Consider the following 23137-nt stretch of genomic DNA (forward strand, 5'->3'; position numbering starts at 1 on the left):
AGGGTCCCCACTCTACTCGAACCGTTTTTTAGACATAAAAACTCCCCCATAAAGACAAACAGATTTTTGTTTATAAGTGAGCATACCTCTGTCTGCGTGGCTTATAACGAGTGGGAAAATGTGGGTTTTTCAGTGAGGGAGACTGAGAGAGTTATAGAAAGGGGTCTGTGACCCGGGAATGGTGTTTGGCCCTGTAAGAAGTGTGACGGGGATCGGACATCATTTTTTTATGGAAGCAAAAGAGCCGCCCCATGATTCCGCGTCAATATCATACAAGAGAGCCTTGGGGTATATGTGTTACACTGTTCTTCAGAAAAACCAGGGAGGTTGTTCGCATGGGAAAAGGAGAAAGAATGGTCCGGTTCGATCAGGATTTACAGATAGAATCGTATCGTTTTGAGGGCATTATGCAAACATTTCCGAACCACTTCCATGAATATTATGTGATTGGTTTTATTGAAAGTGGCCAAAGACGAATGTCTTGTAAGAATAAAGAGTATGAAATCGGTCCGGGAGATCTGATCTTTTTTAATCCTCTGGACAATCACTCCTGTGAACCGATGGATCATCAACCTATGGACTACCGATGGATCATCAACCTATGGACTACCGATGTTTGAATATCAATACTGATATCATGCGAAGAGTGACAGAAGAGATTACAGGAGAAGATTATCTTCCTTTCTTTGCTTCTCCTGTTGCCTATAGCAGTGGTCATGCTCCATTACTGAAGAAGCTTCATCAGATGATCATGGATGAGATTTCAGATTTCGAAAAGGAAGAGACCTTTTATTTCCTATTTCAACAGCTCATCCAAGAATATGCTTCGGAAACCAGGGAGGCAGAATGTAGAGTGGTGAAGCAGGAAATTGAGGATGTATGTGATTACCTGAAAGTTCATTATGCAGAGCCTGTAACATTAGATGATCTGGCAAGGATAGCGAATATGAACAAATATTCATTATTGCGCTCCTTTACCCGATTCAAGGGCATCACCCCGTATCGTTATTTGCAGACGATCCGCGTCGGTGAGGCGAAAAAGCTGTTGGAACAAAATGTGAAACCGCTGGATGCTGCCATGGAGACAGGATTTGTGGATCAAAGTCATTTCAGTCGTTTCTTTATGGAGTTTATCGGTCTCACACCTGGACAGTACAGGGAGATCTTTATCAAAGGTGAATCTGCAGTAAATTAAAAACAGGTAAGGATGTGAAACGGGTTTATGCTAAATGAGGAAATCCGCTTTTCAAAAGCCCTGAAATCGATTGCCAGGGATCAGGAACTGAAAAGCTATTTACAACATTCAAAGGAACTTTACCCCATTTTCATGAAAGGAGCCAAGCGGTTTGTGGCGGGTGAAACGCGCGAGGAAGGAATGGATCGCGTGATTTCCTTATCAAATGAAGGGTATGAGGTATCATTAGAATATTTGGGGGAAAATACATCAACAGAGGAGGAATGTATCCTCGCAAATAATGAATTCCTGAAATTAATAAAAGATCTCGGGGCAGTCGAACTGCGGGCTACTGTCTCATTTGATCTTTCCCATATCGGCATGATGATATCTGATGAACTGGCACTGAACCATCTGAAAGAATTGGCCAAAGAGGCACAGCAGCATGGTATTCAACTGATGATCAGTATGGAGGAATCCCAGAAGACCGAACGGATTCTTTCCATTTATAAAAAGGCTTCTACGGAATATCCAAATGTCGGTATCACATTACAAGTGCATTTGAAACGTTCAGATCGCGATCTGGAGGATCTATTGAAATACCCGGGCAGAATCCGTTTAGTCAAGGGGGCTTATCAGGAGCCAAAGGATCTTTACATTCCAAGATCTTCAGAACTGGATAAGCGCTATATCGAATTTGTCACGAAATGTGTCCATCAGCAACATCCATTGTCCGTTGCGACTCATGATGAAACGATCGTGATGAAGTTAAAAGAAAATGGATTGCTTGATCGACCCACTGTAGAAGTAGAGATGCTGGATGGGGTGCGTCCGGACTTAAAAGCGTTCCTAAAAGATTCTCATATCCAGACAAAAGTCTATGTCACATATGGGAGCGAATGGTACTTATATCTCGTTCACCGGATCGCTGAACATCCAGCCAATATTTATCCTTTCATCTCAGATATTATTGAGTGGAAGCATGGGGACGGTTCTCCTGCTCTTACTTGATCAAATAAGAAGCACGGGAGCCGTCCTCGTGCTTCTATTTTTAAAGAATTCTTTGAAAACGCATTTGTAATATGATAACATTATTGGAAATTAGAGGTGAGTATTTATGCAATCATTTAAACAGCCAATGATCTCGTTCTCACAATTACATCATCATATCAAGTAGCCTTGCTATCCGATTTATTAAAAATCGTTCATAGGAAGGCTATTTATCAATAAACCGTATTTGATTAAGTTCAACACTTAAATCAAGTGCGGTTTTTTATTTTATTAAAAATTGGAGGCAATGAAAATGAAGAAAATGGATTATCAGAATGTTAAGGGTACTCAGGATTATTTGCCCAATGCTGAGGTGGTAAGAAGAGACATAAGAAGAACATTAGAAGATGTATTTATCCAATATGGATGTAAACCACTGGAAACGCCTATATTAAATTACACCGAATTAATGGCTTCTAAGTATGGGGGCGGGGCAGAAATAGTAGAAGAGATGTATACATTAACGGATAGAGGAGATAGAGATTTAGCTTTACGTTATGACCTCACTATACCTTTTGCAAAAGTTGTCGCAATGAACCCGACACTAAGGATGCCCTTTAAACGATATGAAATTGGTAAGGTATTTAGGGATGGACCGATTAAAACTGGAAGGTTTCGTGAATTCACCCAATGTGATGTTGATATAGTAGGTGTGGATTCGCAAATTGCTGAAGCTGAATTAATGATGATGGCATTGGATGCTTTCAGGAAACTGGAATTAAAGGTGACGATCCAATATAACAATCGAAAGTTATTAACTGGAATGCTTAATGTATTTGGTACAGAGTTTGAAAAAATCAATAAAGTAGTATTGATTCTGGATAAGCTTGAAAAGGTTGGAATAGAATCGGTTGTTTCTGAGCTAAATGAACAAGGGTTATCAAGTTCAACAATTGCTTTAATTAAACAGTTTTTAATGGATGAAGGAAATTCAAGCTTTGATTATTTTAAATCATTTGCCGAACAAAACGAAGAGGTGAGTCAAGGTTTAAATGAATTAAAAGAGTTAGAATCTTATCTTGAATTTCTAGGAGTAAAAGAACAGTGCGTATTCAATCCATTTTTAGCAAGAGGTTTAGAGATATATACGGGTACAATTTATGAAATATTCTTGGTTGACCAATCAATAAAGTCAAGCATTGGAAGTGGTGGAAGATATGACAATGCAATCGGTGGGTTGCTAGGGACAAACCAAGACTTTTCAACAGTAGGTATTTCATTTGGCTTAGATGTGATCTACACTGCTATGAGCTTGACCGTGAAAGAAGTAAAAGAAAATCCAAATGTAGATTATTATATAGTCCCATTAGGTACTCAAAAAGAATCTTTATTGGTAGCGAATTATTTAAGAAACAAAGGCTATAAAGTTGAATATGAAATGAGTAACAAAAAGGTAGGAAAAGCTCTTGATAAAGCAAATAAAGAGAAGATTCGTAGCGTTATTATCATCGGAGAGGATGAAGTTAGAAATAACCAGTTCAAAGTAAAAGATATGTTTTCAGGTGATGAAAGGACTGAATCGTATCCATTTTACTGATTTAATTTTCTAATTCAAGTAAAGGGGGGCTTTAACGGAACAAGAAGATGATATAGACATAAAAAAACCAAGCCATTTAGGCTTGGTTTTTTGCTGTTAAATAAAGTTTTATTAGCATTGCTATTTCTGTTGTAAATTTAATAATTAAACGGAACGCCTTACCTAAAGACAAACAGATTTTTTTAAAAAGCTGTCTACTTAAAAGTGAGCATATCACAATTCCCATGGGGTCTTGGAAAGATAGAAAAACGCCTATGAAGAGGCGTTTAAACTAATCATTTTCATTGATCTTACCGTCGTTCCCCTTGTCACTGCCCGTAGCATTATTGATTACTTGAGAAACCAAGTTTAACCCCTGATCCATCGCATTCATTGCATCTGCTTTTTGGCCAATATCCGTTGGTTTTTCTTGTTTTTTCATTATGGTCGCCTCCAATTGCTAGGATTAGTCGTAAATCAATTCACCTATATTCATTATGTTCACCGTACGATTAGGATATTCATGAATCGAGTAGGCCGATTTAACGTAAGAACAGACTTCAATTGGTCTAGAATCCGAGTCTTCCGCAACACGGAGCGCTCATCGAAAAAGTGTCACTCTCTTTTGGTTGAATTCTTATAATGAATGAGATCTAACCATATGTAAGGAGGATTCAAATGGAGAAAAGAGTTCAGTTCGACTTTGAAATAGATTTTACAAATGGCGGAGGGATACAAGGGCAGGAATTCCGCCTTGATATTGCTGGAGATGACATCTCTGATCAAGAGCTTGCTGAATACATTGTGGAGGATATGAGGTTACTGATGGTTGGTGAAGTGAGAATATTGAACAAAAAAATCATTCATGAGAAGCATAAACGAAGGTCAGTTTAAGTAAAGAATGGGGGCGGTTCTGGTGCTTTCAGACTGAATGATCGATATATACCCCGGCTACCATAATAAAGAAAATTCGACTCGGAGGATTGATTTTTTAAAAAGAGGATTAAAAAAGTTTAAACAGGATTAATCATTTTGAATCAGAATCGATTATGACCCGGTTTGGACCGAATTCCATAGCAGAAGGGATTCCCTATAAGGAATTTCACTCTCATTCCGGTGCTCATTATCACTCAAGGACCGAATGTAGCTAACGAATGTCCTTATCCGTTGAAAAACAGATAAAAAAAGAGGACCGATGGACTTCTATTCAAACATCAATCCGGATGATCGATGGGAGCCCTCCCCGGTTCACTTTGATTTGAGCTCGAATATACGCCTTTTCCCGAATGGGATCGGCGTTTTTTTTGTGCGCCTAAAAACTTAAGGTTGCGTTAAGTTTCCGTTAAGTTTCTTGTAAATGTTTCCCACTATAATACATAGAGAAGAATTCTTCATATTCATTTGAGTCGATCGATTGATACGGCAGATGCAACATGATGTATCTGCTTTGACTAATAGAAAGGTTACATCAAACAAAATGAAACGTAAAGAGACTTATCGTGTAATAGGCATCATTGCATTGTTACTTGGTATAGCGCTGTTGCACTTGATTTATGAGAAGAAGCCAATCAAGGTCGCTGTACTGGACAGTGGAATTAATAAAGACCATCCGGCATTGAAAGGAAAGATCCATCAATCATTTAATGCCATAGAGCCCAACAAACCGATTGAAGATCATTATGGTCACGGGACTGCCATTGCAGGCATCATTGCTGCCGAGGATACGGGAGGAAAAATGAGCGGGCTGGCTCAGAATGTGTCCATCTATGATGTGAAGGTTCTAGATAAGAAAGGCAACGGGAAGGTAGCCGATTTGGTCAAAGGAATCAACTGGTGCATCGAAGAGAAGGTGGACATCATCAATATCAGTTCCGGCTTTCAAGTGGATGACCCTTCTCTTAGGAAAGCCATTGATGAGGCGCTTTCTTCCGGGATTATCATCATAGCGGCAGCAGGAAATACGCTGGGGCAGGAGGCTGACTATCCGGCACGGTATGAGGGTGTATGGTCCATCACATCCGTAAATTCCAACCTTGTCCGATCTACATTGGCGGCAAGGGGGAAGGTGGACTTTACCACAACTGGGACAGAGGTTCTTTCGATTAATAAGGAAGGGGACTTCGAAACGTTCAGCGGTACCTCTTTCGCCGCAGCCCAAATATCTGGATATACAGCCCGCATACTGGATTCTGAACACTCCCGTCACCGTGACATCAAGAACATTTACAGAATGCTGCAAACAGAAGCAATCGATTTAGGAGAAGCAGGACCTGACCAAGACTATGGACATGGATTGGTTAGAATAAAATAAAGAGGTGCGCTCATTGAAAAAACTACTAGTAAAAATTTTAATTATTACATTGTTGTTCTCCATCCTCCCTCAAGGCAGTTTGGCCGCAACAGAGGAAACGGTTCAACCACAGGGAATCGATTTAGAACAGGCTGAAAGGTCACTTAGTGAGGAACATGATATTAACCTCTCAGAACAGGTGAAAGTAGAACTTAAAGAAGATAGTGATGAAAAACTTATCTTGGATATGAAAGTAGATGAACAAGATCTTAAAGTGGATACCGAATTGACCATGGACCTTGAGAGCCAGGATGCCATTATCACAGGCAGCATCGTGGATGAGTCAGGGAATGAATACCAGGAATCCTATCATGTGGTCTTTCACGAAGTAGACGATGAGATCCTGATCGCTACTCTGATTGATACCGAAACAGGCGAAGAGTACGAGATCAACTCTACTACTCTACAAGCTTCGGTTATACCGATTATCGTCGGTGTTGTATTACGACTAGGTATCAAGTATGCTATTAAAAAGTTTGGGAAAACAGCCGTAAAGAATGCCCTGAAACAAAGCTTGAAGAAAAAATGGAGTGCAGACGATTTAAAATCACTTCCAAAAGCAGACCAAAATGACATCAAAAAAATGTACGGCACGGCGTCCGATGCCTGGGATTTCTTCAAAGCCCAAGTTTCCAGTCATAGGGAAGTTTCACCTGGAGTATTTGTCGGAAAAGACAAGAACGGGGTTACCTTTACATACAGGAAATCTTCTAAATCAGGGCCGCCTACCATTGATGTAAACGGCATAAAAGGAGTTAGAAAAATAAAGTTTCTTTAGGGAAAGAGGGGTAAAAAGTGGAAAGATTTCAAAAAGTAGACGACATCTCCCGGTTAAAGGAAGCCTTCCATAGAGTATTTAAAAAATCGGATCCATTTGGCGATCCATTTCAAGAAACCCTCAACGAAAGGGTGCTGATCTTCCCCACCAACGGATATTATCTTCAGGAAAATCAGTTCCATGCTCTGATGAAAACCATTGAAAAGGTTGGACAGGGGACCTTTTACGTGTCGGAGTCGGAAGGGGATTCTTTTAATCTTTCACAGGACTTTTTCTCGGAGTTGGCACCGCACCACTGGGGCGCCGAGAATACCATTGCCTACGAAGACTATCTGTCCATTCCTCTTGTGGTCGAAAATTCCCTCTTTTCGCCAGATGGAGAATGGGGCTTACAAGTCTCTCATGAAGATCACGCGGTCCTTGCAGGGACTTCAGCATTCATTGACGCCTTTAAAGAAGCGTATCCCGAATGGAAAGAGGATAAGGAAAAATTTCTTAAATATTGGGTTCGTGCAAATAAGGAATTTTCTGCGGATATTACATGGGTTGACGACTTCTTAAAACAATTTTAAGCAAAAGGTCTACAAAATCGACTTCCAAATAGAGTGAGTAGAGTGGGGACGGTTCCCACTCTACTTTTCTTCTTTTGCTAGGGGAAAAACTCCCCTAATAAAAAGCCCCGCTACGTCTCAGTTCACCAGTAGGATAAGAACCGTTCCCGGTTAGTCCATGTATCCTCTACCTATAAACTTTTCAATATTGAGCTTATCAATGAAATCTGACAAGTAAGTGATATCGTAGAGAAGGGACTTATGAAACAGAAATGTAGAAACACATTCCCTAGACAAGGATGATGATGATGAAACAAAAAGAAAAACTATACTTCCGCGGATACTTTCTCGTATTCCCACTCATATTCATTACGAGCTTTTTGTTATGGGGGTTTATGATAAAAGGAAGAGATCTATGGACCGTGATAACAGATGCGTTATCAATCATAGGAATCTATTATATCCTCACAAGTATCTTTAGCTTTGTAATGAAGAAAGAAGTGAAGTTCGAAAATGAATGAAATGTAAATGCCCCCGAACGTTGAAACTTTCAGCGGACGGGGGCATTTCTTTTTTAGTTGAATTTATGACTATCATACTGGGTTTACATCACTTATCAATCACAATATTTGAATTGATTTTTAATAGTTCCTTAATAAATCTCTCTTTATCTTTTGGGGAAATGGTAACAAATTTTGATTTTGAATGTGTAAGACCTATCCGATCGACTGAAAGAGCGGGACCTACAAAGGGGCTTTTTATATAATGTAATCTTTGAATGTCATGAATATTCACTTTGAATTTCATGGGTCCATATATGATGATGATTTTTTCATTAATTATTTTATATCCTGTTCTTAACCACACAAACAAAGAAATCAATCCTGGAATAATCAGTGTAATGATTAGAAGGATTGAAAAATTTTCGGACCTTGCTGGCAATACAATCAAAATAAAGGCTGCAAAAAAATGAATACTACTCATCCAGATATCTTTTTTCGAAGGGAAATACATTTGACCACTCCATATTGTCATTAAGAGATGAAAATATTGCTATCAAAATCTTCTTTAGTTTACCATGAAATACCTATTTTGAAAGTGTAAAGTATTTCGCTTTCTCCTTATATTGTTGCCTGACCTCCAGCACGGGAAAGCTCGGGGTCAGAAACCGTTTTTCGTTACTCCCTGATGTTGAAAATCAGAAACTCATCAAGAACTGAACAAAGAAGGAAATAAGGAATCTATGAAGAATAGTTAAAAGCGGATACTGGTTTATTACATGCTGTTGATCTCATTCATGCTTTAGCTTCTTTTCCAGATATCATGTCGGCTATTGATTTGACATGCGTCAAGTCTTCTCTATTGCAATGAGGGATCATTGGGTATTTTTCATCATTGGGTATATTTTGATTGCAGTGTCCTACGTTTTTGCCGTAAAAACGAAATACCGTTTTATGATGTGATTCGAATCAAAATACTCTTATGTCGGGAGGAAATGAAATGACCAGCAATACGTTGACTTCAAGGGTGGAAAATGATCGGGTACTTGTACTTGAGCGAGAATTTGATGCGCCCCGTGAGCTAGTGTTTACAATGTTTAAAGACTCTGAACATCTCAAACAGTGGTGGGGACCAAGGGGCTGGGAGCTTCCCGTATGTAACGTGGATTTCCGGCCGGGAGGTGTGTGGCACTACTGCATGAAGTGCGCTGATAAAGGTCAAGGAGAATACTTCGGTATGGAATCTTGGGGAAAAGGGGTTTACAAGGAGATCATCGAACCGGAGAAGATCATCTATGTCGATTCCTTCTCAGATCCGGAAGGCAATACGAATGAAGACATGCCGTCGACGACTAATACATTGGAATTCATCGATTTGGGTGGCAGGACGAAGCTGGTCAACCGAGCTGAATATGCTTCGGAAGAGGCACTCAAGACCGTTACTGACATGGGTATGATAGAAGGCATCACCGAAACGTGGAACCGCCTGGAGGAAGCCCTTCAGCAGATGAAATCATGAAGAAAGCGGGTAGAAGTGCCGTCCAAATAGGAAGACCAGTTCCATACCTCCACTGTGATTTCTTGATCTTTATCACTTACATTCGCTAAGTTCACTACTGCAGATACTGTTCCAGGCTCTTTTCGTAACACACCGGTTGATAATGTTTTTTTTTCATTTTTCATCCTCCTTCCATTAGAAAATAGACCTTCATTTAATAGTATGGGAAATAGTAGAATGTGAATGGATCCTTTGACTAGAAATAGGATAAATCCGCATATGCATGTCATGTGGATCAGGGGAGGAAGACTGTTGGATTTGCCGCTGGGAGTTTTCTGGACAGAAACAAATCTGTATGTTGTTGTTGAAGTGAGTTAATCTGGTGAGAATTGATGGCTGCCCCTCATTCTATGTGGGGAAAGGAAACTGGGGTATGAACCTCCGTTTGTAATGATGATGGATAGGATGAGTGCTTGGTTAAACTTGGGAGGGTGAACGGTGGGAGTTAACTTGGTAGAGTGGGGATGGCTCCCACTCTACCATTTATTATTTTGTAACGAAAACGGGACGAAAAGGAAGATGTAACACATAAACTCACCAAGTAGAATGGGAACCGTTCCCATGTAAACTCAGCTCTTAGTAATCTTTACACTTTACTTTTATTAAAATAGTTAGCTATTTGTTCAGTAGAGTAGAAAAGTATTAACCCTACAGATAAGATAATGAACGAACTACTTATTATTGGTCTATTATTTACCATTTCAAAGAGTGCATTTATAAAAAGGGTTACTCCCCAAAATATAAATGTACTCTTAAATGCCGTATTAACACTATTCTTATTAGTTTTTTTATCGTTCTTAAAAAACATAATTATTTCCTCTCATTGTCAACGATTATATTTTAGGGTTATTGAGGTTTGACACTCAGCGAATCGAGGGGAGTCACTGTTTTTCAGACGGACCTCCTGCTTCAGCAAGGTTCGCCCCTCGTTCACTTATTCAAAAACTTTTTAGCAACTACATGATCAGGGTCCAATGACAGCATCCTTTTCACCGTATCAAATGCATCCTCTTCACTGACTATTTTTTCATCGGGGATTTGATGCAAAAATAACAGATAGGATAAGTACCTGATATCTTGTCGGTCTGTTAATTCCACACACCTCCTTGCGTGATAAAGGGCAGCGTAATAAGCCCCGTTCAGGTAACTTAGCGGAATAGCCATCAATCTAAACGCCATTTCATGTAACTCAACGTTTTCCTCTTCAACTAGTAAACTCATTATGAATGCGTAATTCGTTATACTTGAATTCTTGAAGGTCATTTCCATCAGTTCTCCATCAAGTTCTGGATAGGAAAGTTCATTCGTCATTTCTTTTGCCTCTTTAAAGTGTCCTTTTATGATGAACTCATTTAATTTGTTTGTCATGTTCATTACCCACCAAATACTACTTTTTTTATATTGCCTGTCCCCATGGTTCCCAATGGCACTTGGGGCCGGGGTACCTGTCCCCCTGGTTCCCCTAACTCATTCATTGTACACAACTTCCTTAACCCCAACCTTAAAGCAACCTTAAATTAACCATAAATCTCAAAGACCACCGTCATTTTCATGATAAAATAGGATGAAAATTCGATTTTACAAGACTGGGAGTAAAGGTATGGCAGAGTTGATTTATATAGCGGAAGATGACATGGAAATTAACCAGTTGATCGCCCTTCATTTGCGGAATGAGGGGTATCAAGTGGAGCAGAGTTATGATGGAGACGAAGTGATCCGTAAATGCAGGGAGAAGCGGCCGAGCCTTCTCATCCTGGACTTGATGATGCCGAAAGTGGACGGGTTTCAGGTGATCAAAGAGGTTCGGAAATGCTGCAAGGTGCCGATCATGCTGCTGACAGCGAGGGCGGATGATGCGGACAAAGTACTGGGGTTCGGGCTGGGGGCAGATGATTATGTAGTGAAACCTTTCAGTATGATCGAGCTGGTCTCGAGGGTGAATGCCCAGATTCGGAGGTATACGGATTATAGTGTGGTGATGGAAGAAGGGGTCATTCGAAACGGCGCCCTGGAATATCACCCCATCAATCAAACGGTGACCAAGGATGGGGAGCGGCTCCTATTGACCCCGAAGGAAACGAAGCTGTTGTCCATTTTCATGAAGAATGTAAACCGGTTGTACACGAAGGCCCAGTTATATGAGCTAGTATGGAAGACGGACTATATCGGTGACAGCAATACGATCATGGTTCATATCAGCCGGATCAGAGAACAAATTGAAGCAGAGCCTAAATCCCCGACCTATATCACAACAGTAAAGGGACTCGGCTATCGGATGGAGAATCATGAAGACTAATCCGATTCTCCTTAAGAAGTCCATTTCCATTACCAAGCAGTTTTTTATAAACTATGCTTTATTGTTCATCATTTTATTGGGAGTGGGGACGTTCACGCTGGTGGCTAACTTTGTGTATGTCGAGACCGTGTATGAGGACTTGGATCAGGACTTCCTGAAAGGGACGTATGAAGATGCGAAGAAATTGGGGATGAAAGCGGCATTCAAGAAGAATGAACTGCCGGATCATGCCTATCTTGAAATCGTCAGTCCCGAGTATAAGGTCACCGATCAGTTCAATAGTCCTCACAAGATCGGGTTTACCTATGGATTGAATGAATTTTTGAAGGAAACCGACACGTATGATACGGATTTATATATACCTGAAAAAGGTGAAGAGTATCTATTACTCTACTTTCCCGCAGAGGACTATTTCCAATTGGATGATGTATTCTTCTTCACCATCCTCTTTTTCATGGTGTGCTTGATCGTCATCCTGTATTGGTACGTGAAGAGGACGTCCGTCCAGCTCATTCAGCCGATCCAGAAGCTTCTGAAGGGGATCGATTCGATTTCATCAGGAAACTATGGAGAGAAGATCGAGTTCGAGGCGAATCAGGAACTGAACCAGTTGAAACAAAACATTAACCAAATGGCAGAGAAGATCGGCACCGAAATCGCATTGAAGGAAAAATCCGAGAACTTGAGAAAGCAGCTGATCCTGGACATTTCCCACGATTTGAAAACCCCATTGACCAATATTCAGGGGTACGCTGAAACGTTGACCAGCCTGACGAATCTGAGTCGAGCGGATCAGAAGAAATATACGGACATCATCGTGTCCAACAGCAAAAGAGCCAACCGGCTTATCCATGACCTGTTCGACCTGTCCCATCTGGATATAGACTGCGATTCGGTTTCGCTTAAGGAAAAGGATATGGCCGAATGGCTCCGTACCATGCTGGCTTCTTTTGTAGAAGAGTTTGAAGAAAAAGGGATGGAGTATCACCTGGATATTACCGAGGAACCCTTGATGGTGACGTTCGATGCTTCAAAGCTTGAAAGGGCGATTACAAACATTCTCCATAATGGGATGGCGTACAGTGATGGGTATCTGTCCATTTCACTCAAGCGCCAAGGGAACCAGGCCGTAATGATCATCGAAGACAAAGGGATAGGGATCCCCGCCGACTACCATGAAAAGATATTTGAACCGTTTGTGCGGATGGATGTATCCCGGAATGGTGAGACCGGGGGAACAGGCCTCGGACTCTCGATTGCGAAGAAGATGATTGAACAAAATGGTGGAAAAATTGAGTTGGATGGAAGATATGATGGGGGCTGCCGGTTTAGGGTGATGTTCGATTCAGTCTAAAAAGTCGAGCCAGTTCCTGTTTCTATAAAGTTATTTCCTGACGGGGGCACGAGAACCGTCCCCTCGATCTCCCTTGACAAGTATTGAAAATTTTATTATCTTAATAAAAAATCTAATACGATTCTCACATTCGTATAACTCCAATAATATGGTTTGGAGGTCTCTACCAGGAACCAATAAATCCTGATTACGAAGAAGGTACATTTAGTTGTATTTTCTTCGTAATCAGGATTTTTTTTATTGAAAAATTGAGGAGGTACAACAATGAAACATTCTATAATGCCTAAAATTGAACTGCACTGCCATTTGGATGGGAGTGTAAGACCGGAGACGATCATTGATATCGCAAAGAGGGAGGGTATCCCTATTCCTTCCTTTGATATTGAAGAGATGAAAGAGGAGCTCATCGCCCCATTAGACTGCAAATCACTGGATGAATATTTAGAGAAATTCTCGATACCTAATGCTGTCATGCAGTCAAAAGAAAACTTAAAGAGAATCACTTTTGAGCTTTATGAAGATGCAGCCAAGGAAAACGTGAAATATATGGAGGTTCGATTCGCCCCTTTGCTTCACACAGAGAAGGGATTATCTGTAGAAGAAGTCATTGGAAGTGTAATCGAGGGAATGAAAGAAGCGGAAGAACACTTTGATATTAAAGGGAATATCATTTTGTCCTGTATGAGAACGATGTCTGCAGAACGTGCCTTTGAGGTCGTCGAACAGGGAAAGATCTTCCTTGGAAAAGGAGTTGTCGCAATTGATTTATGTGCTTCCGAAGAAGAAGGGTTCTGCGGGAAATTCATTGAACCCATCGCACTTGCCCGGGAATATGGCTACAGAGTCACCATCCACGCCGGCGAAACGGGAATCGGAAGAAATGTCCTCGAGGCGGTTGAATGGCTGGGGGCAGAAAGAATCGGACATGGTGTTTATATGACAGACTGTCCGGAAGCTTATCAGGTTGTAAAGGAAAAACAGATCGTGCTTGAAATCTGCCCTACGAGTAATGTTCAAACGAAAGCCGTCAAAGAGTTCCGTGATCACCCCCTATTCGATTTTCACAGGGACGGAATCAAAATCACCCTCAATACAGACAACAGAACGGTATCCGATACAACGATGACAAAGGAATGCGATTTAGTCTGGAATGAATTTGCGATGAGTGAAGAGGATTATAGAGAGATCTATATGAACAGTGTGGAGGCTGCTTTTGCGAGTGATGAGGTGAAGGAAGGTTTGAAGAAGTATTTGTGAGCCATGGGGACAGGTTCCTTGGCTCCTTTTGTATGAGAGCCACGGTACCTGTCCCCGTGGTTACGTGGTTAGTGGTTCGCGTAAGTTAAAGAAGGATCAAAGAACACCCCAACGTTCTTTGATCCTTCTTCTTTTGTTAAAGCTATGTTAAAGGTTATTGTTGATAATTGAACTAAAAAAAAGGGAACTCCGCAACAGTGGGGATTCCCTGAGTTATTCAAGAATCGCTCCCTTTTGGTGAAGAGGGACTCTGATCAGTAGAATTTGGGGGTTCAACCAATTCAAGGGATACTTTTTTGGTCATGTTTTAGAAATCTGAATCTATCAGGGACCCCTCGGTATCAAGTAATATAGAACTAAAATTAAGAAAAGAATCGCTGATTGGTGAGCCTATTATTAACCAGTGAAAGCAACAACTATTATAAAGTGCTTTTCGGCTTCTTAATTGATAATTTTTTTAATATGTTCCTTCCAGCTAACAACGCAACATATAAAGAAATTGTAACAAGTAATATTACATAAAGGTCTCGTCCAGCAAGGTAAGTGGCAGAGTGAAGACCTTTTATAAGTAAGTGAGCAAACAGGTACGAGATAGGCAATAGAATCATTTTTTCTAGTCCATTTCTTCTTTTTTCGTTCTTACGGAATATGACCAATCCAATTCCACAAATAAGTAAAAATCCTATAGCAAACAACACATAGTAGCTTAAAACAAGCCGAGGTAACGTCATGACAGAACCATCCGTTATTGGATCTCCATAAATTAAAGTATTTTCAGTTCCATCGGTATTGTAATAGTAGATCGAAGCGACCGTTTCCCCATTCGGGTTTAAGACCGTATTTTCCAGGTTGTTTTTGTTTATTTTCTGTTGCCAAATCGTTTCCCATGTAGTTATATCATAGACATAACCTGAATTGTCTGCTGCTGGATATTGATTTACATTAAATCCAGAGACTTCTTCACTAAAATTCAAAAGTACGGTTCCGTCATCCTTTTCAATAATTGAAACCGCATTTTCATTATAAGAGATGTATGCTGGGGTTGTCAGATAAGCGATTGTAACCACTGCAAAAACCAATGTTACCATGACTGAAAGAATAATCGTTTGCAGCTTTTTCTTTCGCAATGTATTTTGTATGTTTCTTAAGGGAGCTATATCGGTATCTACTGGCGGTTCTTCAAAAGTCCTCATTTCTTCAAGTCGTTTTTTACAGTTCTCACAAGAAGCTATATGCTCTTCAACTAGATCTCTAGTATCTTGACTTGCCATATCCTCGACATATAACGGCAGTATATCCCTGATCATATTACAGCTAATTTTCATCGATAATCCTCCGATCGCGCTTTAATTTTTTCTCTAGCGCGGTGATAAGTAACACAAGCCCAGTTTTCACTTTTTCCAAACAATTTGCCAATTTGCTTAAATGACAGTTCTCCAAATGCACGGAGAGTAAAGACCTTTTTGTAAGGCTCTTTCAAATTCTGGATAACTTCATGTACCTTCATAGACGCTTCTGAAACGGCTATTTCTTGTTCTACATTGTCTCCACTAGCTGATTCTGGAACCGACTCAAGATCCACCAAGCTTTTATTCTTACGCAAATAAGAGTAATAACTGTTTTTGGCAATTTGGCATAACCAAACACGGATATCACTATTCCCTCTGAAACTGTCTAGCGATGTTAATGCCTTCATAAAAGTTTCCGAAGTGATATCTTCAGAGATATGCTTATCGCCAGATAAACTATACACATATAAAAATACATCTTTAAAGTATGTATTATAAATTTCCTCAAGCTGTGTCACCATCTCACCTCCTTACATATAAGACGCGATAAACTCGAATATCTTACAAAAATATAAAAAAAAGCCGAACAAAGTAAGCCTTCATTCTTTTTTCGTATTTTGGAAAAATTGTTCCTGGAATACAAATATCAACAGAGTTATTTAACATAGCTTTTTTAAAAAAAACGTTCTATTACTCACCTCTATAGTGTATGATACATAGTATAAACCATATAGTGTACGACACACAGTATAAATCAATCAAAGAGGTGAACATATGGATAAGTCACTGCTGACATCTCTGACGACGGAGCTGCGGAGGGGGACATTGACCCTGGCTGTATTAAGTCAATTGCGAACACCCCAGTATGGATATTCACTTGTCCAATTACTGGAGAAAAGCGGAATCTCGATGGAGCAGAGTACACTCTATCCGCTGCTGCGCCGTTTGGAGAAGCAAGAACTGGTCACTAGCAGCTGGGACCGGTCGGAAAGCAGGCCGAGGAGATATTACGTGTTGAGCGAATACGGCACTGAGATCCTGGGACAGTTACAGGCCGAATGGGAAAAGATGTCTGGTGAATTGGCCATTTTATTAAAAGGGGATGAGGAAGGATGAAGCTTGTTGAATTATATATTCAAGAAGTGATGAGAAGGCTGCCGGAGAAGAATCGGGAAGATATTGCCCTTGAATTGACATCTACGATTGAAGACATGCTGCCGGAGGATTATACAGAGGATGATGTGAGGGAGGTACTGACGTCACTCGGGAATCCTGCGGTGCTGGCCTCGAATTATCAAGACAGGCCGATGCACCTGATCGGGCCAAGATATTATGATTTGTATATGACGCTATTGAAGATCATTTTTCCGATTTCTGCAGCCATCACGTTCATCGTGTTAGCTGCTACATCTGTTTTGAACTACTCAGGGGAATCAAGCCCCGTTGAGATCATCCTCTCCATCGCAGGAAATGGCGTGGTCGAGGTCATCGGAACAGGAATGCAGGTATTCTTTTGGCTGACGCTCATCTTTGCCATCATCGAGCGGACCGTTTCCTCGGACAGTCAGGTTCCAATCACCATGAAAGGAAAAGAGTGGACGCCTGATGACTTGAAAGACATCCCGTATGTCCCGAAAGAAAAACGAATTTCCAAGATGGAGATTTTCGGTGGCTTGATCTGGACGGTGATTTGGTCAACCTGCTACTTTAAAGCGTCGAGTATCGTCGGATTGTATGAAAAGAGTGAGAACGAAAGAATGTTTACTCCTTTCTTTGATCAGGATGTGCTCATGGGATATTGGCCATTGGTGGTGCTCCTGATCGTCTTGGAACTTCACCTGCTTCTTCGAAAATGGAAAGCGGGGATCTGGACCAGGAAGCTTGCGATCTTAAACGCCGTCTATCAGTTCATACCTGTTGCAGCCTTTATGTTCATTTTCCGGAACATGGAGGTGCTGAATCCGGAATTCACAGATCGGATACAGGAACTGTTCAACGGCTCCTTCAATTTTCAGTGGCTCTACTTGACCGTATCGGTTGGATTATTGGTCACTGCGGTGATTAATAGCTATGAGGGGTTTAAGAAGGCTTTAAAAATGAATGGAACGGATAGGGTTCTGTGATGGTGTAAGGTTCTGATCAGGAGATCGGAGCCTTTTTTTCTTGGCTAGAGGTAAATGATTTTGCTTTTGAAAATAAGCTAGTGAATTAGCAATAGAGTATAAAATTGCAAAGGCATTGTTCTCGATAGTTGGGATGTGTTAGAAATTATAATAAACAATATTAATAGGTAATTTATGTTAAAATATCTTTAGAAACGGGGCGCAATCCATTAACAGGATAGTGAAGAAGAGGAATAACGAAGTATAAAATATAATGATTACATTCGTTGACGTAAATACCGATACCAGAAGAAATGGAGGGAGAGAGATTTTATGGAAGTGATCTTAGTCATTTTACCTTTAATTCTAATAGGTTTTATTTATTTTATTCCGAGCTACATAGCTAGTAAAAGAAATAAGCATAACAAAATTCTCATTTATGTTATTAATTTCTTTTTAGGATGGAGTTTGTTTGGTTGGTTTGCCGCTTTATTTTTGGCACTTAAAAAAGATCATCGCGACCAATTGTCAGTTAATAAAGGGCTTAATAAATAAAACGTGAGCCATGGGGACAGGTACCATGGCTCCATTTTGTCTAAGTTCCATGGTACCTGTCTACGTGGTTTTTTATCATGAAAATTCGACACAGAGGATCAATTATGTAAGAAGAGGATTATATAAACCAAAAAGAGGATTGATAAATTCTGAGCAGGATTAATAGTTTGAAATCAGGATTGAATGCGGGCCAAACGGGATCAATTCAATAGCTGAAGGGATTTTTTCGAGAAATCACACTCTACATCTGGCACCTCATACCCACCAAAGAGGGGTCTCCAACTAAAAATGGACATTCTAACGTCCTTTCCCCTCGAAAAGCAGATAAAAGAGGACCGATGGACTTCAATTGGGACAGCAATTCCAGAACCGAAGCCTTGCAATAACGTTTGTAAGGGGCACTCCTTGGCCACATTTTTATCAAGAAGCCACGGTACCTGTCCCCATGGCTCCTCCCCATGGCTCCCCCGTCTGATATAATTTCTACAAGAAGAGTACATAAGAGGTGTCCAATAATGAACTGGAAATTAAAGAGCTTTAATGAACTATCCACTCACGAGTTATACGGGATTTTACAGGTGAGGACCCAGGTCTTTGTAGTGGAACAGCATTGTCCCTACATGGAAGTCGATGGGAAGGATCTTCACGCGTACCATCTTTATAAAGAAGAAAACGGTGAAGTGGTTGCTTATGCAAGACTTTTACCGCCAGGAGTGTCATATAAAGAACCGTCGATTGGCAGAGTTCTTGTGAAGGAAGATTATCGTGGTAAAGGGCTGGCTAGCGAATTGGTAAAAAGGGGATTGGATTTCATCCATGATGAATTAGGAGAAAGAACCGTGAAGATTCAGGCTCAGGAATACTTGCGGGAGTTCTATGGGTCATATGGATTCAGGGCGATAACGGAAACCTATCTGGATGATGGGATCCCTCATATCGATATGATTTTGCAAAAGTAACGGCCCCATTCCGTAAGGCTATAGGTGAGGGGAAGGCTTTTTTCTTTGAATGGACATTATTTCGGTTAATTTTATAAGACGTTGGGGATTCTTCTTAATAGTAACAAAAGAGGAGTGGACGTATGAAGTTAGATGGGAAAAAGTTCAAAGACAGGGCTATGGCCGCAATGAATAAGTTTAAACACAATATGACGGGGACGTACTATTCTATCGCTGATATACCCACTGCTTCCGTGCAGGAGCTGGCGGATTTCATTCAGATACATCCTGAAACAAATCAAATCGAGAAGCATCTTCTCGGCAACACCTATACCTTTTTCAGACTTCATTTGAACAACTACCGGTTCTACTTAGAAACCACCCATGGCCGTATTTTACAACTGGATGGCTCTTTCAATGAAAAGGAATTGGTTTCCTATCGATCCTACCGGGATTCTGAAGATATAGATTCGCCGGTTAGATTGAGTTAAAAACGTTTTTTTCTAGAAGTGACAATCCCTTCAATATGATTTTCATTTCAGAGGTCACGTGGGTGTGCCCCTTTTGGATTGGGGACAGGTCCCTTGGCCCGACATGCATCGGATATTCTCTTGAATTAGGTCATGAGGAAGAGTTGACATGTTATCGTTGGAAGAATGGTAAAATCGTAATAGCTAATTCTTATGGAAGCACTGGGAAGGATCTCGTGCTTCCATCCTCATATCTGGAATGGTCGTGTTAAAATATAGGGGATCTATGTTATCAATTGGCAAGTTGATAGAATAAGAGATACTACTAAAAAGGGGCGAAAAATACTAGCGTTGAGCGATAACCCGGAACCGCATATAAGGGGGCATTATGAAACACTTTAATGAAGAAGGTATCCAAATAACACAATACATAAATGAATTACTTCATGATCATAAGGGAGTCGGAGTAAGCGTTACCATTGTAAAAGACGCAGAAACAATCTATTCTAAAGGTTTTGGAAACGCCAGGATCCGACACGGAGAACGCCCGATTGACGGTGATACGAAGATGAGCATCCAAAGTATATCCAAGAACTTTATGGCCCTGTCCATTATGCAGCTGGTAGAGAAGAACCTGATAGCATTGGATGATCCGGTCGTTACACATTTACCTTATTTCAGAACGAAGAATAAAGAAGAGAGCGATAACATCACGATCAAGCATCTGTTGTCCCACACGGCAGGTTTTCCGTCAGAAGTGGGGATTGCCAACATGATTGCTCCGAATGTAAGGGAAATATTCTCCGATACACCGACGGAATTTCAGGAAGCATTAGATCATTATCAGCTGAAAGAAGAAGAGATTACTAGTATAAAGACGCGCGAAGATATCACGAAATGGTTCAAAAAAGTAGAATTGGAATACACGCCAGGAGAGGGATGGAATTATTGCACGGATGCATATGTGATCCTTGCCGATCTGTTTGAAAAGGTGACGGGCAGCAAATGGGAAGTATCCCTTCACGATGAAATCCTCACACCACTTAGTATGAAGCGAACTACGAGTGACTCATATGAGGTTGAGGAAGATCAGAACAGTGCCAGATATTATGTAGGTGAGGATAAAATCGAAACGCCTTTTCCCATCAACCCGATCTCGGCGCCAATCGGGTATTTGTATTCGACTGCCAATGATTTAGGCAACTATTTAACATTCCATTTGAATAAAGAATCTACTGTTTTAAAATCTCAATTAATAGAAGAAATGCAAAAGCCCATCCATCTTGTAAGCGAAGAATGGAGGGCGCCTGGATGTGATGTCAGGAGCTATGGTCTCGCCTGGTTTACGGATACTTATCGGGGATATAAAATCGTCGAACATGGGGGAGGCCAGTTAGGTGTAAGATCCCTGATGACCATGGTACCTGAGCTCAATCTGGGAGTGGTGGTCTTATTGAATTTTGACGGGACTATTCATCATGATATTTGTGATAAGATCGTGGACGTTTTTATTGATTCATAAGATGATTGGGTCATGCCCTCACAAGGAGAGTATACTTTGGGGGCATAAGACTAAAAGGGTAAAGGATTAACAGAAGAATGACATTCACAGGAGGGATCCACCCATGCCATATGAAAAAGTCCGATGGGGAATCATCGGTTGCGGGGATGTGACAGAAAAGAAAAGCGGCCCTGCTTTTCAAAAGGTTAAAAATTCTGAGCTTGTTGCGGTCATGAGAAGAACAGGGGAACTGGCAAGGGATTATGCGGAAAGGCATCAGGTTCCGAAGTGGTACGATGATGCGGATGATCTGATAAACGATCCTGAGGTGGATGCGGTTTATATCGCCACGCCTCCAGGCTTTCATAAGGAATATACGCTGAAGGCAGCGGCCGCGGGGAAACCGGTATATGTGGAGAAACCGATGGCCCGTACCTTTGATGAATGCAATCAGATGGTCGCTGCTTGTAAGAGTGCCGGTGTTCCATTGTATGTAGCATACTACCGCCGGGCACAGGAACGCTTTTTGAAGATAAAAGAACTGCTGGATCAAGAGGCGATCGGGGACGTGCGTTTTGTCTCATCGACCCAGTATCAAAAAGCGGGGGACGACGTGAAGGATCCAGAACGTCTTCCTTGGCGTGTCCAGCCTGATGTTGCTGGTGGCGGATTATTCTTCGATCTCGCCAGCCATACCCTCGATATTCTTGATTTTCTGCTCGGACCCATACAAGAAGCAAAAGGCTTTGCGTCGAATCAAGCGGGCTATTATGAGGCGGAAGATATTGTGAGCGGTACATATCGATTTGCATCTGGCGTTCAAGGAATCGGAAAGTGGTGCTTCACGGCTTTTGAACATGTGGACATGAATGAGATTGTCGGAAGTAAAGGAAAGATCAGTTTTTCTACATTCGGGGATGATCCCGTGATCTTGACGACAATTGAAGGAAAAGAGCAATGGAGTTTTGAACGACCCCTCCATGTTCATCAGCCGCTGGTTGAAACGATGGTGAAAGAGCTGACGGGGGGCGGCACTTGGTGTCCGAGTACTGGAGGTTCTGGGGCGCGAACGAATTGGGTGATGGATGAGATTGTTGGAAGGAAAGACACCTGAATGGGTTAAAGATCTAATTGATTTTAGAAATGGCACGCCTTTGAATGAAATGGATTCACCATAGTCTTGGAGCATGACCTCGGGCACGGTAGAGTTATAACGTACTCTGGGCAGGCTCCGTTTTATAAAAAGTATTTTATTTATTCCATTTGACAGTAGGTAATAAATGATATATAGTTAGTTTGTCAAACTAACTTAAAGGCAGGTTGTTGCAAATATGGAAGAAATTCTTCGTGAATTTATCGTGACACTTGACACTTCTTTTAAGAAATTGGTCCAAGAGACGATTGAAACAGCAGGTGTCTCCAATTTAAGTGTCAATCAGATTCAGTATATACAAGCGATCGGCACACTTCGGTATCCTACTATCAGTGAGATAGCCGAAGAGCTTAACATCACGAAAGCATCGGCCACGACTGGTATTAATAAATTGGTTTCACTCGGGTATGCGAAGAAAAGCCAATCAACCGAAGATAAAAGGATCTATCACGTGACACTTACTGAGTCCAGCCAGACATTCATGCGTCTGCATCAGAAAGCCTTGGAGGATTATGTCGCATTCATCGGACAGCTGCTTACTCCGGATGAGGCTGAACAGTTCAAACGGACCTTGGAGAAATTGATCAAAGGGTTTTACGAGAAAAACGCCTAATAACGTTCTGGAACAGTGGGAAGTCCCTTGTTCCATCTAAAGATAAGTTAGTCTAACTAAAAGAAAGTTCCATGACAATCAGTTAGCCTAACGAATGAATGACTTAAAAGGTAAGTTAGCCTAACTAAATTA

The 23137-nt window shown here is 41.0% G+C and carries 25 protein-coding genes, 1 pseudogene and 1 riboswitch; of the genes and pseudogenes, 20 read left to right on the forward strand and 6 right to left on the reverse strand.

What is annotated here, in order from left to right; genetic code table 11:
* The first annotated feature begins 335 nt into the window (after window positions 1-335).
* The 3 genes and pseudogenes from ACCB35_RS04135 (at window position 336) to ACCB35_RS04145 (ending at window position 3761) form a co-directional block, all read left to right on the forward strand.
* Window positions 336-1195: pseudogene (locus ACCB35_RS04135) on the forward strand (helix-turn-helix domain-containing protein).
* Window positions 1196-1222: 27 nt separating this feature from the next.
* Entirely contained in the window at window positions 1223-2185 is a 963-nt protein-coding gene (locus ACCB35_RS04140) for a proline dehydrogenase family protein (RefSeq protein ID WP_374055866.1), read from the forward strand.
* 292 nt (window positions 2186-2477) lie between these two features.
* The gene (locus ACCB35_RS04145) at window positions 2478-3761 is read left to right on the forward strand and encodes a histidine--tRNA ligase (protein ID WP_374055867.1); all 1284 of its coding nucleotides are present in this window, start codon (window positions 2478-2480) and stop codon (window positions 3759-3761) included.
* Between the two features lie 271 nt (window positions 3762-4032).
* Here ACCB35_RS04145 and ACCB35_RS04150 read toward each other — a convergent pair whose 3' ends face one another.
* Window positions 4033-4182 (reverse strand): hypothetical protein, encoded by a 150-nt coding sequence (locus ACCB35_RS04150; RefSeq protein ID WP_374055868.1) that lies wholly within the window; start codon window positions 4180-4182, stop codon window positions 4033-4035.
* 236 nt (window positions 4183-4418) lie between these two features.
* On the opposite strand from ACCB35_RS04150, the gene ACCB35_RS04155 reads away from it, so the two are divergent.
* The 5 genes from ACCB35_RS04155 to ACCB35_RS04175 all read left to right on the forward strand — a co-directional run bounded on the left by ACCB35_RS04155 (window position 4419) and on the right by ACCB35_RS04175 (window position 7940).
* Window positions 4419-4634 (forward strand): cyclase, encoded by a 216-nt coding sequence (locus ACCB35_RS04155; RefSeq protein WP_374055869.1) that lies wholly within the window; start codon window positions 4419-4421, stop codon window positions 4632-4634.
* Between the two features lie 583 nt (window positions 4635-5217).
* Window positions 5218-6051, forward strand: a complete 834-nt coding sequence (locus ACCB35_RS04160; RefSeq protein ID WP_374055870.1) for a S8 family serine peptidase — start codon at window positions 5218-5220, stop codon at window positions 6049-6051.
* Between the two features lie 13 nt (window positions 6052-6064).
* Window positions 6065-6868: an SAR2788 family putative toxin gene (locus ACCB35_RS04165; protein WP_374055871.1), complete on the forward strand. Its 804-nt coding sequence runs from the start codon at window positions 6065-6067 to the stop codon at window positions 6866-6868.
* Between the two features lie 17 nt (window positions 6869-6885).
* Window positions 6886-7440, forward strand: a complete 555-nt coding sequence (locus ACCB35_RS04170; RefSeq protein ID WP_374055872.1) for a hypothetical protein — start codon at window positions 6886-6888, stop codon at window positions 7438-7440.
* A 278-nt stretch (window positions 7441-7718) separates the two neighbouring features.
* Window positions 7719-7940, forward strand: a complete 222-nt coding sequence (locus ACCB35_RS04175; protein ID WP_374055873.1) for a hypothetical protein — start codon at window positions 7719-7721, stop codon at window positions 7938-7940.
* A gap of 88 nt (window positions 7941-8028) precedes the next feature.
* Here the strand turns inward: ACCB35_RS04175 and ACCB35_RS04180 are convergent, their stop codons facing one another.
* A complete protein-coding gene (locus tag ACCB35_RS04180; protein ID WP_374055874.1) occupies window positions 8029-8454 on the reverse strand; it encodes a PH domain-containing protein in 426 nt (141 codons plus the stop codon).
* Between the two features lie 465 nt (window positions 8455-8919).
* Here ACCB35_RS04180 and ACCB35_RS04185 point away from each other — a divergent pair, with 465 nt between their 5' ends.
* Window positions 8920-9438 (forward strand): SRPBCC domain-containing protein, encoded by a 519-nt coding sequence (locus ACCB35_RS04185; protein ID WP_374055875.1) that lies wholly within the window; start codon window positions 8920-8922, stop codon window positions 9436-9438.
* On the opposite strand, the gene ACCB35_RS04190 is transcribed toward ACCB35_RS04185, so the two are convergent.
* Window positions 9420-9602: a hypothetical protein gene (locus ACCB35_RS04190; protein WP_374055876.1), complete on the reverse strand. Its 183-nt coding sequence runs from the start codon at window positions 9600-9602 to the stop codon at window positions 9420-9422. The genes ACCB35_RS04185 and ACCB35_RS04190 overlap by 19 nt on opposite strands.
* Before the next feature lie 805 nt (window positions 9603-10407).
* Window positions 10408-10845, reverse strand: coding sequence for a hypothetical protein (locus ACCB35_RS04195; protein ID WP_374055877.1), 438 nt, complete (start codon window positions 10843-10845; stop codon window positions 10408-10410).
* A 232-nt stretch (window positions 10846-11077) separates the two neighbouring features.
* Here ACCB35_RS04195 and ACCB35_RS04200 point away from each other — a divergent pair, with 232 nt between their 5' ends.
* The 3 genes from ACCB35_RS04200 (at window position 11078) to add (ending at window position 14384) form a co-directional block, all read left to right on the forward strand.
* Window positions 11078-11773 (forward strand): response regulator transcription factor, encoded by a 696-nt coding sequence (locus ACCB35_RS04200; protein WP_374055878.1) that lies wholly within the window; start codon window positions 11078-11080, stop codon window positions 11771-11773.
* A complete protein-coding gene (locus ACCB35_RS04205; RefSeq protein ID WP_374055879.1) occupies window positions 11763-13127 on the forward strand; it encodes an ATP-binding protein in 1365 nt (454 codons plus the stop codon). The genes ACCB35_RS04200 and ACCB35_RS04205 overlap by 11 nt, the downstream gene beginning before the upstream one ends.
* A 110-nt stretch (window positions 13128-13237) precedes the next feature.
* Window positions 13238-13337, forward strand: a riboswitch (purine riboswitch).
* Between the two features lie 54 nt (window positions 13338-13391).
* Complete coding sequence (gene add, locus ACCB35_RS04210) at window positions 13392-14384, forward strand: adenosine deaminase (RefSeq protein ID WP_374055880.1); 993 nt, start codon at window positions 13392-13394, stop codon at window positions 14382-14384.
* Between the two features lie 419 nt (window positions 14385-14803).
* Here the strand turns inward: add and ACCB35_RS04215 are convergent, their stop codons facing one another.
* Window positions 14804-15709 (reverse strand): zf-HC2 domain-containing protein, encoded by a 906-nt coding sequence (locus ACCB35_RS04215; RefSeq protein WP_374055881.1) that lies wholly within the window; start codon window positions 15707-15709, stop codon window positions 14804-14806.
* On the reverse strand, window positions 15706-16194 hold the full coding sequence (locus ACCB35_RS04220; protein WP_374055882.1) for an RNA polymerase sigma factor: 489 nt from the start codon (window positions 16192-16194) through the stop codon (window positions 15706-15708). Before ACCB35_RS04220 ends, ACCB35_RS04215 begins: the two co-directional genes overlap by 4 nt.
* 253 nt (window positions 16195-16447) lie before the next feature.
* Between ACCB35_RS04220 and ACCB35_RS04225 the strand changes: the two genes are divergently transcribed.
* The 8 genes from ACCB35_RS04225 to ACCB35_RS04260 all read left to right on the forward strand — a co-directional run bounded on the left by ACCB35_RS04225 (window position 16448) and on the right by ACCB35_RS04260 (window position 23005).
* Entirely contained in the window at window positions 16448-16789 is a 342-nt protein-coding gene (locus ACCB35_RS04225) for a PadR family transcriptional regulator (protein WP_044338773.1), read from the forward strand.
* Complete coding sequence (locus ACCB35_RS04230; protein ID WP_374055883.1) at window positions 16786-17796, forward strand: hypothetical protein; 1011 nt, start codon at window positions 16786-16788, stop codon at window positions 17794-17796. The genes ACCB35_RS04225 and ACCB35_RS04230 overlap by 4 nt, the downstream gene beginning before the upstream one ends.
* 312 nt (window positions 17797-18108) lie before the next feature.
* A complete protein-coding gene (locus ACCB35_RS04235; RefSeq protein ID WP_374055884.1) occupies window positions 18109-18330 on the forward strand; it encodes a superinfection immunity protein in 222 nt (73 codons plus the stop codon).
* A 515-nt stretch (window positions 18331-18845) separates the two neighbouring features.
* Entirely contained in the window at window positions 18846-19289 is a 444-nt protein-coding gene (locus tag ACCB35_RS04240; protein ID WP_374055885.1) for a GNAT family N-acetyltransferase, read from the forward strand.
* A 122-nt stretch (window positions 19290-19411) separates the two neighbouring features.
* Window positions 19412-19759, forward strand: a complete 348-nt coding sequence (locus tag ACCB35_RS04245; protein WP_374055886.1) for a hypothetical protein — start codon at window positions 19412-19414, stop codon at window positions 19757-19759.
* A 367-nt stretch (window positions 19760-20126) separates the two neighbouring features.
* On the forward strand, window positions 20127-21260 hold the full coding sequence (locus ACCB35_RS04250) for a serine hydrolase domain-containing protein (protein ID WP_374055887.1): 1134 nt from the start codon (window positions 20127-20129) through the stop codon (window positions 21258-21260).
* 103 nt (window positions 21261-21363) lie between these two features.
* Window positions 21364-22353: a Gfo/Idh/MocA family protein gene (locus tag ACCB35_RS04255; protein WP_374055888.1), complete on the forward strand. Its 990-nt coding sequence runs from the start codon at window positions 21364-21366 to the stop codon at window positions 22351-22353.
* Window positions 22354-22570: 217 nt separating this feature from the next.
* Window positions 22571-23005, forward strand: a complete 435-nt coding sequence (locus ACCB35_RS04260) for a MarR family winged helix-turn-helix transcriptional regulator (RefSeq protein ID WP_374055889.1) — start codon at window positions 22571-22573, stop codon at window positions 23003-23005.
* Window positions 23006-23137 lie beyond the last annotated feature (132 nt).

This window comes from Rossellomorea sp. FM04394 (genome assembly GCF_041889765.1).
Lineage (GTDB): Bacteria > Bacillota > Bacilli > Bacillales > Bacillaceae_B > Rossellomorea > Rossellomorea aquimaris_B.

Excerpts from the sequence above, each read along its gene's own strand:
- ACCB35_RS04140 (WP_374055866.1), top strand. The coding sequence starts at position 1,223 with ATGCTAAATGAGGAAATCCGCTTTTCAAAAGCCCTGAAATCGATTGCC.
- ACCB35_RS04145 (WP_374055867.1), top strand. The coding sequence starts at position 2,478 with ATGAAGAAAATGGATTATCAGAATGTTAAGGGTACTCAGGATTATTTG.
- ACCB35_RS04150 (WP_374055868.1), bottom strand. The coding sequence starts at position 4,182 with ATGAAAAAACAAGAAAAACCAACGGATATTGGCCAAAAAGCAGATGCA.
- ACCB35_RS04155 (WP_374055869.1), top strand. The coding sequence starts at position 4,419 with ATGGAGAAAAGAGTTCAGTTCGACTTTGAAATAGATTTTACAAATGGC.
- ACCB35_RS04160 (WP_374055870.1), top strand. The coding sequence starts at position 5,218 with ATGAAACGTAAAGAGACTTATCGTGTAATAGGCATCATTGCATTGTTA.
- ACCB35_RS04175 (WP_374055873.1), top strand. The coding sequence starts at position 7,719 with ATGATGATGATGAAACAAAAAGAAAAACTATACTTCCGCGGATACTTT.
- ACCB35_RS04180 (WP_374055874.1), bottom strand. The coding sequence starts at position 8,454 with ATGACAATATGGAGTGGTCAAATGTATTTCCCTTCGAAAAAAGATATC.
- ACCB35_RS04185 (WP_374055875.1), top strand. The coding sequence starts at position 8,920 with ATGACCAGCAATACGTTGACTTCAAGGGTGGAAAATGATCGGGTACTT.
- ACCB35_RS04190 (WP_374055876.1), bottom strand. The coding sequence starts at position 9,602 with ATGAAAAATGAAAAAAAAACATTATCAACCGGTGTGTTACGAAAAGAG.
- ACCB35_RS04195 (WP_374055877.1), bottom strand. The coding sequence starts at position 10,845 with ATGACAAACAAATTAAATGAGTTCATCATAAAAGGACACTTTAAAGAG.
- ACCB35_RS04200 (WP_374055878.1), top strand. The coding sequence starts at position 11,078 with ATGGCAGAGTTGATTTATATAGCGGAAGATGACATGGAAATTAACCAG.
- ACCB35_RS04205 (WP_374055879.1), top strand. The coding sequence starts at position 11,763 with ATGAAGACTAATCCGATTCTCCTTAAGAAGTCCATTTCCATTACCAAG.
- add (WP_374055880.1), top strand. The coding sequence starts at position 13,392 with ATGAAACATTCTATAATGCCTAAAATTGAACTGCACTGCCATTTGGAT.
- ACCB35_RS04215 (WP_374055881.1), bottom strand. The coding sequence starts at position 15,709 with ATGAAAATTAGCTGTAATATGATCAGGGATATACTGCCGTTATATGTC.
- ACCB35_RS04220 (WP_374055882.1), bottom strand. The coding sequence starts at position 16,194 with ATGGTGACACAGCTTGAGGAAATTTATAATACATACTTTAAAGATGTA.
- ACCB35_RS04225 (WP_044338773.1), top strand. The coding sequence starts at position 16,448 with ATGGATAAGTCACTGCTGACATCTCTGACGACGGAGCTGCGGAGGGGG.
- ACCB35_RS04230 (WP_374055883.1), top strand. The coding sequence starts at position 16,786 with ATGAAGCTTGTTGAATTATATATTCAAGAAGTGATGAGAAGGCTGCCG.
- ACCB35_RS04235 (WP_374055884.1), top strand. The coding sequence starts at position 18,109 with ATGGAAGTGATCTTAGTCATTTTACCTTTAATTCTAATAGGTTTTATT.
- ACCB35_RS04240 (WP_374055885.1), top strand. The coding sequence starts at position 18,846 with ATGAACTGGAAATTAAAGAGCTTTAATGAACTATCCACTCACGAGTTA.
- ACCB35_RS04245 (WP_374055886.1), top strand. The coding sequence starts at position 19,412 with ATGAAGTTAGATGGGAAAAAGTTCAAAGACAGGGCTATGGCCGCAATG.
- ACCB35_RS04250 (WP_374055887.1), top strand. The coding sequence starts at position 20,127 with ATGAAACACTTTAATGAAGAAGGTATCCAAATAACACAATACATAAAT.
- ACCB35_RS04255 (WP_374055888.1), top strand. The coding sequence starts at position 21,364 with ATGCCATATGAAAAAGTCCGATGGGGAATCATCGGTTGCGGGGATGTG.
- ACCB35_RS04260 (WP_374055889.1), top strand. The coding sequence starts at position 22,571 with ATGGAAGAAATTCTTCGTGAATTTATCGTGACACTTGACACTTCTTTT.